The organism is Parabacteroides sp. merdae-related_45_40, assembly GCF_001915675.1.
Genome location: NZ_MNQY01000152.1, coordinates 596 through 14,751, shown reverse-complemented (window position 1 = coordinate 14,751; position 14,156 = coordinate 596). Strand labels below are relative to the sequence as shown.

Genomic DNA, 14,156 nt, shown 5'->3' with positions numbered 1-14,156 from the left:
TTGCTCCGCAAGGTTATTTTTCCCGGTTTCTTCGGAACGGAACAGGAGGCACAGACGGATTCTATACAATATTATACGGGTGTATATCTGGAGCAGGCCTACGACCTGTTGCAGGAACAAATCTATAATGGCTTGTGCTTTGAAGTCGAACGTTGTTGTGATTCCAAAGATCGTGCTTCTGAAATAGCCATTGCTTTTATCAATAAGGTTCCACATATCAAGTATCTGCTATCGACAGACGTGAAAGCTATCTTGGATGGTGATCCGGCAGCCAAAAGCCCCAGTGAGATTATTTTCTGTTATCCGGCAATTCATGCCATTCTTTATCAGCGCGTAGCACATGAGTTACTGAAGCTCGGTGTGCCTGTGATTCCACGTATTATAACAGAAATGGCCCATTCGGATACAGGAATAGACATTCATCCGGGAGCGCAAATCGGAGAATATTTCAGTATCGATCATGGTACGGGTGTTGTGATCGGGCAGACGGCTATAATCGGTAATCATGTCCGCCTTTATCAAGGTGTGACATTGGGTGCAAAAAGCTTTACCTTGGACGAAGAAGGATTGCCTCTGGACGTACCGCGCCATCCGATTATCGAAGATTATGTTACAATCTATTCCAATGCCTCCATTTTAGGGAGGATCACTATTGGTCACGGCTCCGTGATTGGTGGTAACATCTGGCTTACCCATAGCGTTCCACCTAATTCCAAAGTATTGCAGACACGTGCTGTCGAAGATAAATAGCAGAGGGCGACATATTGTTTTCACTTTCATTTCAAAACCCATAGCTTTAGGCTCCATAACCCATAGCATTAGATACCCTAAAGCTATGCTTTATTAATCCCCTAACGATTTTTGCACAATAGCCTTGGGATTAAAGAGAAAAGATAGGCTTTATTCCGGAAAAATATGTATGTTTGCAGATATACCTTATTTGAGCGAATTATACCTTAAAATAGTGTAGACCATGAATAAAGTGAAAACATTGGATGATCTTCGGAAGATGCGTGAAACCTTGCGCTCGACCTTGGATATTAGAGAAAAAAGTAATCATCCTGAACAAATGGTACAGATCCGGATATCTATGGCAACTTGCGGGATCGCTGCCGGAGCCAAAGAGATCATGAATTATTTCATTGAAGCACTGGATCGTGAAAAAGTAGATGCATTGGTGACACAAACCGGATGCATGGGGTATTGCTATGCCGAACCGACTGTCGAGGTTACCCTGCCAGGTAAAGAACCTCTTGTTTTCGGACATGTGAAGAAAGCGAAAGTGGATGAAATCATTGACCGGTATATCCGGAATGGGGAACTGCTGGACGATATTATCCCGGTCACTTACACGGTTGTTAAACCGGAATAACAAAACTTCCTTAAACACTTAATACTTACATAATGGCACAGTACAATAGTTATATACTGGTGTGTGGCGGTACCGGCTGTCGTGCATCACAGAGTGAACTTATACTTCAAAATCTGAAAGAGGCCGTCGAACGACATAAGTTGCAGGATATTGTCCAAGTGATCCGTACCGGTTGCTTCGGTTTTTGTGAAAAAGGGCCGATAGTTAAAATGGTTCCGGACAATACGTTCTATGTTCAGGTAAAACCGACGGATGCCGAAGACATTGTCCGGGAGCATTTAGTGAAGGGACGTAAGGTAGAACGGCTTCTATATGTCAATCCCGAAACTAACGAGCAAGTACCGGATTCCAAGCATATCAATTTTTACAAGAAACAGCTCCGTATCGCTCTAAGGAATTGCGGTTTTATCAATCCCGAAAATATAGACGAATATATCGCCCGCGACGGTTATGTAGCTTTAGGTAGAGCCTTGACCGAGATGACGCCCGAATCGGTGATCAAAGAGATCATGGACAGTGGCTTACGCGGTAGGGGAGGAGGCGGTTTCCCTACCGGCTTGAAATGGCAGATAACCCGTAAGGTGAAAGCTCTCCAGAAATATGTCGTCTGTAATGCAGACGAAGGTGATCCGGGAGCATTCATGGACCGTTCCATCCTGGAAGGTGACCCGCATTCCATCGTTGAAGCGATGGCGATCAACGGATATTGTACGGGAGCCACGAAAGGGCTGGTTTATATCCGGGCCGAATATCCGTTGGCCGTAGAGAGGTTGAAGATTGCAATCCGGCAAGCCAAAGAATATGGTCTACTGGGTGAAAACATCTTCGGGACGGATTTCTCTTTCGATATCGAGATACGTTATGGGGCAGGAGCATTCGTTTGTGGTGAAGAAACGGCGTTGATTCATAGTATGGAGGGGCTTCGCGGAGAAGCGACTGTTAAACCGCCTTTCCCAAGCGAACAAGGTTACAAAGGTTGCCCGACCAATGTGAATAATGTGGAAACATATGCCAACGTGCCGGTTATCCTGTTGAAGGGAGCTGAATGGTTCAGTAGTATAGGTACGGAGAAAAGTAAGGGGACGAAAGTCTTTGCCCTTGCGGGAAAAGTAAATAACGTTGGGCTGATAGAGGTTCCGATGGGGACGACGTTACGCGAAGTGATCTTCGGTATAGGAGGAGGCATCAAAGATGGAAAGAAATTTAAGGCTGTGCAAACAGGAGGTCCTTCAGGTGGCTGCCTGACTGAGAAGCATCTGGATTTGCCGATCGACTATGACAATCTTTTGGCTGCCGGTTCGATGATGGGGTCGGGGGGGATGATTGTGATGGACGAAGACGATTGTATGGTCGCTATGGCCAAATTCTATCTGGATTTCACGGTCGAGGAGTCATGTGGCAAATGTGCTCCTTGCCGGATTGGCAACAAACGGTTGCACGAGATGTTACAAAAGATTACGTCCGGCAACGGAACGATCGAGGATCTGGAACGGCTTCGTAACTTGGCTGGTGTGATCAAAGACACTGCCTTGTGCGGTTTGGGACAGACATCGCCCAATCCAGTTTTGTCTACGATGGATAACTTCTATGATGAATATCTGGCTCACGTGAAGGAAAAACGTTGTCCGTCTCATCAATGTCGCGAACTGACGCAATATTTTATCAATCCAGAGAAATGCAAGGGATGTACGCTTTGTGCCCGGATGTGTCCGGTGAATGCGATCACGGGAGACAAGAAAGTTCCGCATGTGATTGATCCGCAGACTTGTATCCGGTGCGGTTCATGTATAGAGAGATGTAAGTTCGGTGCTATTTATGTGCACTAAAGTAGTGAAGAATGGACAATGACAATTAAATGTATGGAAACAGTAAAGCTTATTATAGATAGAAAACCAGTGGAAGTCCCCAAAGGAACCACGATCCTGGATGCTGCAAAAGGAATGGGTATCCGCATTCCGACTCTTTGCTATATGAAGTTGGAAGATTTGCACTATGAAAATAATCCGGGTGCTTGCCGTATCTGCGTAGTTGAAATAGAAGGTCGCCGTAATTTGGCTCCTTCCTGTAAAACGGAGTGTATGGAAGGGATGGTTGTGCAAACACACAGCCCACGCGTGATGAATGCCCGGAAAACCGTAATGGAACTGATCCTGTCCAACCATCCGGCAGAATGTCTGACTTGCAGTAGCAATGGACATTGTGAACTACAAACCATCGCCCACGACCTGGGGATACGCGAGATTCGCTATAAAGGCGAGATGTCCACATTCCAGATAGACCGTTCACCGTCTATCGTGCGCAACATGAACAAGTGCATCATGTGCCGCCGTTGCGAGACCATGTGTAATAATATCCAGACCGTTGGGGCTTTGACTGCTGTCAATCGAGGCTTTAATGCAGCCGTCTCTACGGCTTTCGAACGGGATATTGCCGGTAGTACGTGTTCCTATTGCGGCCAGTGCGTATCGGTCTGCCCGGTAAACGCGTTGAGCGGACGGAATACACAACAGCCGGTGTTGGATGCGCTGGCCGATCCGGACAAAATCGTGATAGCCCAGACAGCTCCGGCTGTCCGTACGGCTTTGGGACGCGATTTCGGATATGAACCGGGGACATTGGTAACGGGTAAAATGGTTTCCGCCCTCCGCAGGTTGGGCTTCGATTATGTTTTCGATACGGATTTTGCCGCCGACCTGACTATTATGGAAGAAGGGACAGAACTGTTGCAGCGGATCGGGAAATACTTGAAAGGCGATCAGGAAGTAAAAATGCCGTTGATGACGAGTTGCTGTCCGGGGTGGGTCAGTTTCGTCGAACAGCATTTCCCGGAATTATTAGACAACCTGTCGACGGCTAAGAGCCCACAGCAGATGTTCGGTGCAATTGCCAAAAGTTATTTTGCCGAAAAATTGGGAGTAGACCGAAAGCGGATCGTTGTCGTGTCGATCATGCCCTGCCTGGCAAAGAAATATGAAGCCAGTCGTCCGGAATTTGCGGTCGATGGCAATCCGGATGTCGATATTTCGATCTATACGCGCGAATTGGCCCGCCTGATCCGCTATGCAAACATAAACTTCGCGGAACTGCCAGATAGCGATTTCGATCGTCCGTTAGGCGAATCGACAGGAGCCGGAGTTATCTTCGGAACAACCGGTGGCGTGATAGAAGCTGCTTGCCGTACGGCGTACGAGCTATATACGAAAAAAACTCTTCCTAAAATTGATTTTGAAGAACTCCGCGGGTTGGAAGGTATTCGCAGTGCTACGATAGACTTCGACGGAACACCTATAAAAATAGGGATTGCACATGGTTTGGGCAATGCCCGCAAACTGATTGAACAAGTTCAAAACGGCATGTCGCCCTATCATGCCATCGAAGTTATGGCATGTCCGGGTGGTTGTATCGGTGGTGGCGGCCAACCGTTCCACAGGGGCAGGATGGAGGTGCTGCGCAAACGTGCGGCGGCTCTCTATCAGGAGGATCGCAGCAAGACACTTCGCAAGAGCCATGAGAATCCTTATATTCAAGCTCTTTATGCCGACTATCTGGGAGAACCGTGCGGACCGCGTGCCCACAAGCTGTTGCATACGCACTACTTCGACCGTAAGGAAGCCATTAACATGTTTACGCAAGAAAATCAGGAGGGATAAACGATGGATAAGATGAAGATACATTTGATTCAGATGAAGATCGATGAATTGTTGGCTGTCTGTGATGAACATAATAACGATCCGGGAGAACTGATCAACATATTGCATGCCGCCCAAGGCATATTCGGTTATCTGCCTCGCGAAGTGCAAGAGATCATCGCCGGCCGGTTGCATATTCCGGTTTCCAAAGTATATGGAGTTGTGACGTTCTATTCGTTCTTTACCATGACTCCGAAGGGGAAATATCCTATTTCCGTCTGTCTGGGAACGGCCTGTTATGTACGTGGAGCCGAGAAAGTCTTGGAAGAGTTCCAGCGCCAGTTGGAGATCAAAGTTGGAGAGACTACATCCGACGGCCTGTTTTCATTGGATTGTCTACGTTGTGTGGGGGCTTGCGGACTGGCTCCGGTCGTCACGATTGCCGGAAAAGTTTATGGACGTCTGACACCAGAGAAAGTGCGGGATATCCTTTCCGAATACTACCTGTTGGAGCAAGTATAAGCGACTCGTCTGTTGTGCCACAGCATTGGCACAACAGACGAGTCGCATTGGCACAATTGTGTCGTAACGATGGCACGGCCATATAATAAAGGCGATCTTCTATTCTTTGGTTTCTATATAAACGACATGCGTCTGTAAATATTCTTCAAGACCGTGTTTCCCATCTGCACCGCCGATTCCGGACTTACGCCATCCGGCATGGAAACCTTGCATAGCTTCAAAGTTCTCACGATTGATATATGTTTCGCCAAATTTCAGCGAGCGCATGATCTTGAATGCATAGTCCAGATTTTGGGTATAGACGGAAGATGTCAGTCCATACTCACAGTCATTTGCCCATGCAATCGCATCATCGATATCCGTATATTCGACAATGGGCAGGATAGGGCCGAAGGTCTCTTCCCGTATGATATCCATTTCTTGTGTGGCACAATCCAGCACTGTAGGTTCGAAGAAATATCCTTTTGTTCCGATCCGATGACCGCCACATAGAAGTTTGGCTCCCTGCCGAACCGCCTTTTCAACTTTTTGCTCCATGGCAGCCAAAGCATTTGCTTCGATCAGTGGCCCCATATCCAAGTCTGCGATCTCGTTCGGATTGCCGACTTTCACCTGCTTCATACCGGCCACAAGCTTTTCCATAAAGATATCTTTGATCTTTTTATCTACATAAACCCGCTCCGCACAATTACATACCTGTCCGGTATTGATAACGCGTGAAGCAATGATCGACTTCACCGCCAAGTCTATATCTGCGTCTTCCATCACGATTGCAGGAGCTTTTCCTCCTAATTCCAAAGATACTTTTGTTATATTAGGAGCTGCTGCTGCCATTGTCTGTTGTCCGGCACTTACACTTCCCGTAAGGCTGACCATGCCAACTTTCGGATTTGCTGCCAACTCATGACCTATCACCGAACCACGTCCGTTCACTAAGTTGAAAACTCCGGCTGGCAAACCGACTTCTTCTACAATTTGTGCAAAAACGTATGCATTTTCAGGTGTCAGCTGACTCGGTTTTACCACGATCGTATTACCGGTAATCAAAGCCGGGGCTGCTTTGCGTGCAACCAAGAAAAATGGAAAGTTCCAAGGAAGAATACCGGTTGTTACACCAATTGCTTTCTTGAACAGGAATATGCTTTCACGCGGACGGTCGCTGGGGATGATTTCACCTTCATACCGGCGGGCCCATCCAGCCATATAATCGATATAATCTGCCGTAAAAAGAACTTCCACATTAGCCAGGCCTTGCGTCTTTCCACCTTCACGAACAATTATATCAGTCAGTTCCTTTTCTCTTTTGCGGATACCGGCTGCAATTTTGGTCAGATAAGCGGCCCTTTCTATAGAAGGTGTCCTTTCCCATTGACCCTGAGCTTTTTCTGCTGCATCGATCGCTCTTTTAGCATCTTCGACCGTACCGTCCGGCATTAATGATATAACTTCTTCAGTAGAAGGATTTAATACCTTAATCCATTTTCCAGATTCATGTTCTATGAATCTGCCATCAATAAACATTTTCAATTCCTTCATGGTAATATCTTTTTAGGTTGAATTTTGATTTTAAAAGTACAAGAAAGAAAAAATGATCATGTTTAAAAAATGATATTACTTATTACAGAAATGATATATTTCTGTAATACAGGATTATAATGTATGGCTAAGCTGATCGGAAGATAGTTTTTTTCATTATTTCTGAACCAAACTGAATTATGTGCTGTTATATGATAAAATGAATTAGGAATTATATCCAAAGAAATTCCTAAGACGATTAAGTTAGTAGTATTTGTTTTTTCATATAAGTAGAGTTTGTTATTTGTTTGGTCCGTATGTAACTGTGAAGTTGGATACGGGCTTTTTTTGTGTTTCTTAATATGTTTACTTTAAATAATCACGATTAGTTGCGTAGACTAGATTTAGTAGATGATCCCGAAGAACCAGGTATAACCGTAAAGACTGCCAACACAATCAGGTATATCCTTACGATACGTTCACTTTACCGAAATTACTTCACACGGAATCCTTCTAAAATTTAAACATACAGATTTACCATAAGGAAACGAAGACAGGGCAACCGCATCAAAATTTTCCAAGGTTGTGATCTCCATACGGAGTTTTCTACAAATCTTCTATCACTCTATCACTACGAAGGTTGTGGCTATTAATATTCAAGAGTTAGAGACAGTGATACAGGACGTTTCCCTCTATCACTCCTCTATCACTTCTGAAACATTGCATTTTATCATATTATTGAAAAACAGCACATTGTTTTCTTTTGCTTTTGAAAAAGCATATGAAATAATCGAATAAACAAATGTAAAAACGAATATAATAGGTATTAAATTGGAGAAATACGGTTCTTCATTTCACAAAAGTCCTCTCTTTTTTTAGCAGAAACAAGCACATAATTCCGTAAACACCCCCATGTTGCCTTCCTTAACATCCGGGTGTAGAGACTCGGTACATCCGGATGTAAGAGGGGGCAACATGGGGATGTCCAGCAACTAAAGTGCCTTGCCGAGCAATGAAAACCACCCGGTTTTACCTATTTTACAGCCGTTTTTGCATAAAATAATCGAGTGATTTGTTGCGTATTTTGTCATGGTTGCAATATTTATACTTGAAACGTAAGCTGAATGTCCTGTTTCCATACCTTACCTTATAACAGGGAATATTCATTTTTCAAGCAGGATGATCATACCACTTCTCCCCATAATTTCGCATTGTTCCAAGTTGTTCAGCCGGCTACCCCATTGTATGTCCCTTATTTCCGGCAATGAAATCGTAGCTGGGTGGAAACCTAATGCTTTCTCATCGATGGATATTTTTGCCTTTTGTGGTAGATCCGTCCAATTGGCTATCACGAGAAGAGCTTTATTTTCATTCGTATAAACGGTTGCAAGGAGATTTGCATTGTCCGTTTTAACAGGGTTGTTTTCATCCCAATAGCCATGCATGGTTGCTTTATCCATTCCGAACGAATCCCACAATTGCCAGAGTGGGACAGGATTACCGCTCCAGGGTAAACGGGGAAGCATTCCAAATACCATACCCCGAAAAGGATTGCGTGCGTCCAGTGTCTCGCTTAACAAGCCAAACGGAATACCAGACATTTCCACCAACCAGAAGTCTACCGAGTTGTCAGCTTTGAAACCTTCGCCAATCCAAGTACGATCGATGTAAGGGAGAAGCTCTGTATAAAGATGCAGGGAGTTGGCATAACCAGCCCACTGGTTCATGTGGTTCCAAGAGTGAATGTCGATCAGGCGTCGCTTGCCATCTGCATCGAGGATGCGTCGAGCACGTTGCAGCGTTTTACGGTCAAGAGCGCTATCGTCAATATAAATGCCGTCGACTTCCAAGTTTTTCACCATCCAATCCAGTCCGGCCAGATAATAGTTGTTCCAACGGGAATCGGGAGTCGTTATAACAGAAATGTCCATATCTCCTGCATATTTTCCCTCTTCGAAAGCGTTATACCAAGCAGGGATGAAATGCGTGGCAAGATTCTTGTTCAACCACTCGTTCGGTCCGTTACGATGAATTAATGTACGCGTATCCTTTCCGGGACCGTCATGGATCACTTCTCCGCCCAAACTACGCAAAGCCCATAGTTCGGGAATTTTCACGGTCAGTTCCCGTGTCGTGTAATATAAACGGACACCGAGATTCTTACTATGAGCTTCAGAGATGAAACGTTTCAGATCGGCGACTGATTCGTCATAATACGGATAGTTGATAAAAGGATAAATATCTTTCTTATGATGGACATTGATCAAGTTTGCTCCGGCTTTCAAAGCTGCCGGAATATAACCAGCACTTACGTCGCTGTTCGAGTGGTAGAAACGTTCTGTTGCCTGTGATTTCAAGTCAATCGGTTTAACAGGGGTGATTTGCATATCGAAATTGTAGTGCAGGATTTCGTTTTTGCGTGAACAGCGTTCGCCACTGTAAACGATCATTCGTGTTTCACCATCTTCTTCCGGCTGGATGCGGATACCACCTTTGTTGTTGTTTCCCCAGGAAACAGGCAGGTTCAGTTTACCAAGTGCGTAATAGATATTGACTAACGGACGCACAAAATTCTCATCCATGAAATGAAGGTTAAGGCCGGCGTTGACATTTCCCATCCAGATTTTGTCCTGTTGTTTATCGGTGTCCCATTTCCATGATATCAGCGTGTCTGGACGAAATCCGCCTTTGTGCCCCAATCCCATCATATATTTGGATGCATAAGTCGTGTAAGGGACTTCCAAACGTATATCTTTGATTTCGATATCTTGTTTCGGTTTGACTTGAAGACGGATATTACTAATACCGTCGAACCCGAAAGTTCCCTGACATACTACATTGAAGTTTTGGCTCTTTAGTATCGTTTCCCAACTAATGGAAGCGTTATTACGGTTAGTGATACGGAGACTTCCTGGCTTCAAGGCTTCCTGTCCATTGAAAGTTTCGATAATAAATGCCATTTCCTTTGCCAGTACGGCATTTGAGATAGAATCACTGAGTCTGTTATTGGCATCATAACAAGTGGTTATCCTGCAAGGTAGCCCGCTCGAAGAAAGTTCAATTTCGCCGCCCAACCAGGAAAGAGTTTTCTTCCGGATAGTTACAGGTGTATAAGGTGCAGTCGGTTCATCGGCATTTCCCAGTGTGGAGTTGAGCCAGCGCAAACGGGTTTTCCGCCAACCTTCGTTATCGCCATGATTGGCGATCGGTGAGCCGGACACGTTTAGCTCAATTGCTATTTCGACAGGTTGGGAGCTTCCTTCCTTCACAAAAGCTTTTCCTTTATATATCCCTTTGGCTGATGCAGGGATGTCCATCCCGATCCAGAGTGCCTGTACATATCCTTTAGGGATACAGACGGTTTTCCGGAATGTTTGTCCGTCGGTATCGGTGCCTTCCTGGTTGAAACATTGGAATGAGGTGGATTTTATTTTATTTCCATCGGCATTTACCAAGTCGGAGAATGAAACGGAGACACCTTTCAACTCCTTGAAAGGTGTGAAAACACCGATTTGCCACGTATAGAATTCACCAGGTTGACAGTCTCCTTTCAATTGTAGCCAAGTGTCGAAAACGCGTTCCGTCCAACGGGCCGGAATGATTTGATCAAGACGGATATCATGCATCCGATCTTCAGCAAAACAAAAATAGCCTGCTGCCGGTTTCTGTGTCAGCAATTTTTGTAGAGCCGTATCCGAGGTAGCCTGTCGCATTTCGGAGTCCTGTTCATTAACAGTTCCGGTACGTTTCAAGTCGTCGAAAGCATTCGTGATTGTCTCCTGAGCTTTCAAGTCAACATTACTCCAGGCAAGGAGCAATACAACGACTGTTAGGAATGTTTTCTTCATATTTGTTTGTTTTTTATTCTATTATATACCAATTATAACCTTTTGCCGGAATCCTTATTCTCAATAGAATCGTATAATCGCGCGACAAAGTATGGAGAACCCCTTCTTTGCCTTGCTCTTTTACAACCGCCTCCGTGGTCAATCCTGTATAGTAGAGAGGTAGTTTGACGGTACGCTCCATCGGCTCGTCGGTAGGGTTATAGACCATGACAAAACCTTTCTCTTTTTTACCGGGAGCGACATGCATGATTCCGTCCCAATCTTTACCGTCAGGACGGCGTAAGTGGATCACTTCGCTGTTTAGAATATAACGATATCGTTTATACCAGTCGATGATTTCTTTTACCGTCTGTTTTGTCTCCTCGGTATCATAAAGCCGATGTCCCCGGTAACAAGCCTGTACACCGGTTCCATAGTTTTGCATCATGTGTGCCCGATAGTCGGCAAGATGTTCGCTGAGCGGTTCCAATGTAGCGGCTGCTCCACCGCCATGATACTGGGTGAGAGGCACAAAAGTCCAACACATACTCGGAAGCCGTTCCCAAAGACCGTCATACATGACTTGTCTGCCCAGAACCAACTGCCGTTCACGCGGTAAAGACCAGTTGACTTCACGATAACCGATTCCGACTTTATTGCCTCCGTTCAGCAGATAGCCATAATCCGGGATATTCATATAGATACCATTTTCACACATCCATCGGTATAGGTTCTCAATTTGTTTACGTTGTTTCCATTGGGAATCTTTCAGCCCTTCATGGTGAGCGTGAACGGTTGAAGCACAAACATTCCCCGGATAGGAACCGTCGTTTTCAAACACGGTCATACCTGTCTTTTCGAAAAACTGTTTGATCTTTCGGAAATAGTCATAGCCCCAATCACTGCAAAGACAGGGAGAACTACCGAAAATCATTCCGCCTCTCTTACCTGTTTCGGGATTTATCACATCCACATCATCGCTGATCCAACGACTCGATAGCAGCGAATATCCCCCCAACTCGATACCGCGGGAGTCGGCATAGTCGCGCAATTCCTTAAACTTGGCATAGTTGGCCGGTGATTCGTCTTCCATGTTAAGGCCAGAGCCAAAGCTAATGATCAGCATTTCGTAGCCGGTATCAGCACATTGATCTATTGCCTGCTTTACGATCTTAGGATCACTGGATGTACAATGCATGAAGATCGGGTTTTCGGTTGTCCAGGGAGCAATCGTCCGGTACATCCGTTTGACAAATAGCCCTTTTCGGTCTCTGTCTTCGCTATCGAAAGGCATCAGCCAAGTATGGAAACTGGAAAAAGAACCGCCATTGCAGATTCGCTCGTCCGGTCCCATTGGCAGTTTGACCTCTAACAGGCAAGGAGTCAGCAGTGGATAATTACACTGCGAAGTGTAGCTCGGATCGGGATTCCAGTGCTCGGTCTTGTCGGCAATCTTTTCGATGAAACCCAGAAAACCCCAATCGCTTTCGACATGGATATTGGGTTTGCGGAACATTTCCGGACTCTTGGCTTCCACCGGAGACTCTGGCTCGGCCATAGCTAACTGTTCTAGGACGAAAGAATCGAGATTGATATCCGCACCTGTCCGGTTTTCAATCTCAAACCATTTGGAAATACAAGGCAGACCGTCATAAAGGGCGTAATGTAGTTTGACTTTTACGCCTTTCAGTTCGTCCGGCCCTTCTAATAGAAAGGTCAGCTGTTTGCCGGATGGGTTCCGTTTTTTTTCCAATGCCCATCGTCTACTTTTCCAGTTAATACGCGGGGTGATTTCTGAAATCCGAAAATCGATGACACGGAACGAATTGGCAAAAGGCTCCATCCGGTCGAGCCATTTGTACTGGGTGTAACCAAATTCGGGTTGACCGTCCAAGCCACCCAGCGAATAGTTTTTGCCATCAAGCGTCAAAATCCCTTCATTGCTCACGGCACGCAGCATATTCTCTCCGGTCATCAGATTTTGGATATCGACTGTCGCCAGGTTTGGAAAAATGCGGAATACGCGACTGACTAGTCCATTGCTCAATACGATATCTTTTCCTTGGTTTGCCTGATAAACCTTTGCTTTGGCTTCCTGGTTACAGATCAGCCAATCGTAACTAGGTGACGGCAAGGGCAGGCAGACTGTTTCGAGTTGTCCGATTTTCTGTTGCAGGGATCGTTCCACTTCTTTAGACATGGAGGCAATCTCTCCTTGGTATTCGGGAGCGACTAGAGACGGTCGAATTTCGAAATAGGTAATGACGGCCTCCAACCAATCAGCATGATCACCGCTAAGTCCATCATTTGCACTTTCTGCTTCCAGTTCCAGGATCTTGATTCCTTCGACGGGAAGAGAGATTGCTCTGGCTGTCTCGCCTCCACGCATGATCCCGCTGTTATACAGTTCTTTCCCGTCTCCGGTGATTTTGAAGACTACACTTCCCTTTTCCACTTCCCCGTTTCCTTTTCCCGTACCGACATATTGTTTGCGGCCGTTTGTCTGGTCGTAAAAGAGCATCGTCCCGTCGGTCAAGGGAATCTTGACAAGATGGCTGTCCTTGTAATTAACCGACTGATCATTGATACCGATCTTGCATGTGAAAAGGGATGATTTTCCCTGAAGTGAAATCTTTATTTTGCTGTTTGCCTGTACACCTACACCATCTGCAAAAAGCGTACCGGCAACCTGTAAAGGTTCGCCGGTGACTGCTTTGCCGGATGCCGGAGTCCCGTATGGCTGATAGATGGGGGAGAGGTTCATCTCCGATAGTTTTATCTTGCTTGTCTGTGCTGTCAGACAGGGAGTCACACAGCAGAAACAAGCAAGAAGGAATTGTCTTATTGTCATAATATAATCTTTTTGAGGAGTTATTCACCCAAATTCTCAAAGATGTTACCTTCATGAATCTCATCTGCCTCGATTTCATCCTTATAATACTCGGTAGCAAGACGAGCATACTTTTTATACAGGCGGGTAGCGGTTTCCACCTCGTCTCCTTGTGTGATAGGGGTACGGACTTTATCCGGAGTGGAAACAAATTGAAGTTCCCAGTCTCCTAAAGTGCTGTAGAAATCATTGGCACGGAAAGACTCACGGCCGTGCGTTTGCGGTAAATCTTTTTCGCTGTAATTTGTCCCGGCATCGAGATGATCCTGAAGCATAGCGTAGAACTTTTCCCAGCGTTTCAGATAATATCCGTCTATCAATCCCGTCCATTCCCGCCATGAGTAGTCGAAGATAAGCGGATCACCATCAGCTCCCCACACGGTGACAAGCGCGGTCGCATC

At 45.6% G+C, this 14,156-nt stretch carries 9 protein-coding genes; 5 read left to right on the top strand and 4 right to left on the bottom strand.

Features of this window, described 5'->3' with window-relative positions; all coding sequences use genetic code 11:
* From BHV83_RS21510 to BHV83_RS21490, 5 genes are all read left to right on the top strand, one after another.
* Nucleotides 1-750 (top strand): serine O-acetyltransferase (locus BHV83_RS21510; RefSeq protein ID WP_046452720.1); only part of this gene is annotated, 750 nt, incomplete at its 5' end.
* Nucleotides 751-973: 223 nt separating this feature from the next.
* On the top strand, nt 974-1,372 hold the full coding sequence (locus BHV83_RS21505; RefSeq protein WP_005641927.1) for a (2Fe-2S) ferredoxin domain-containing protein: 399 nt from the start codon (nt 974-976) through the stop codon (nt 1,370-1,372).
* A 32-nt stretch (nt 1,373-1,404) separates the two neighbouring features.
* A complete protein-coding gene (locus BHV83_RS21500) occupies nt 1,405-3,198 on the top strand; it encodes an NADH-ubiquinone oxidoreductase-F iron-sulfur binding region domain-containing protein (protein WP_195292739.1) in 1,794 nt (597 codons plus the stop codon).
* Nucleotides 3,199-3,231: 33 nt separating this feature from the next.
* Nucleotides 3,232-5,022: an NADH-dependent [FeFe] hydrogenase, group A6 gene (locus BHV83_RS21495; RefSeq protein WP_122205983.1), complete on the top strand. Its 1,791-nt coding sequence runs from the start codon at nt 3,232-3,234 to the stop codon at nt 5,020-5,022.
* A 12-nt stretch (nt 5,023-5,034) separates the two neighbouring features.
* Entirely contained in the window at nt 5,035-5,523 is a 489-nt protein-coding gene (locus BHV83_RS21490) for an NADH-quinone oxidoreductase subunit NuoE family protein (RefSeq protein WP_005643304.1), read from the top strand.
* Nucleotides 5,524-5,622: 99 nt separating this feature from the next.
* On the opposite strand, the gene aldA is transcribed toward BHV83_RS21490, so the two are convergent.
* The 4 genes from aldA to BHV83_RS21470 all read right to left on the bottom strand — a co-directional run.
* A complete protein-coding gene (aldA, locus tag BHV83_RS21485; RefSeq protein ID WP_005641934.1) occupies nt 5,623-7,059 on the bottom strand; it encodes an aldehyde dehydrogenase in 1,437 nt (478 codons plus the stop codon).
* A 1,142-nt stretch (nt 7,060-8,201) separates the two neighbouring features.
* The gene (locus tag BHV83_RS21480; protein ID WP_122300448.1) at nt 8,202-10,886 is read right to left on the bottom strand and encodes a glycoside hydrolase domain-containing protein; all 2,685 of its coding nucleotides are present in this window, start codon (nt 10,884-10,886) and stop codon (nt 8,202-8,204) included.
* Nucleotides 10,887-10,899: 13 nt separating this feature from the next.
* Nucleotides 10,900-13,716 (bottom strand): NPCBM/NEW2 domain-containing protein, encoded by a 2,817-nt coding sequence (locus tag BHV83_RS21475; RefSeq protein WP_286758041.1) that lies wholly within the window; start codon nt 13,714-13,716, stop codon nt 10,900-10,902.
* 20 nt (nt 13,717-13,736) lie between these two features.
* Nucleotides 13,737-14,156: alpha-N-acetylglucosaminidase C-terminal domain-containing protein (locus tag BHV83_RS21470; RefSeq protein ID WP_286758040.1), on the bottom strand; the 420-nt coding region annotated here is incomplete at its 5' end.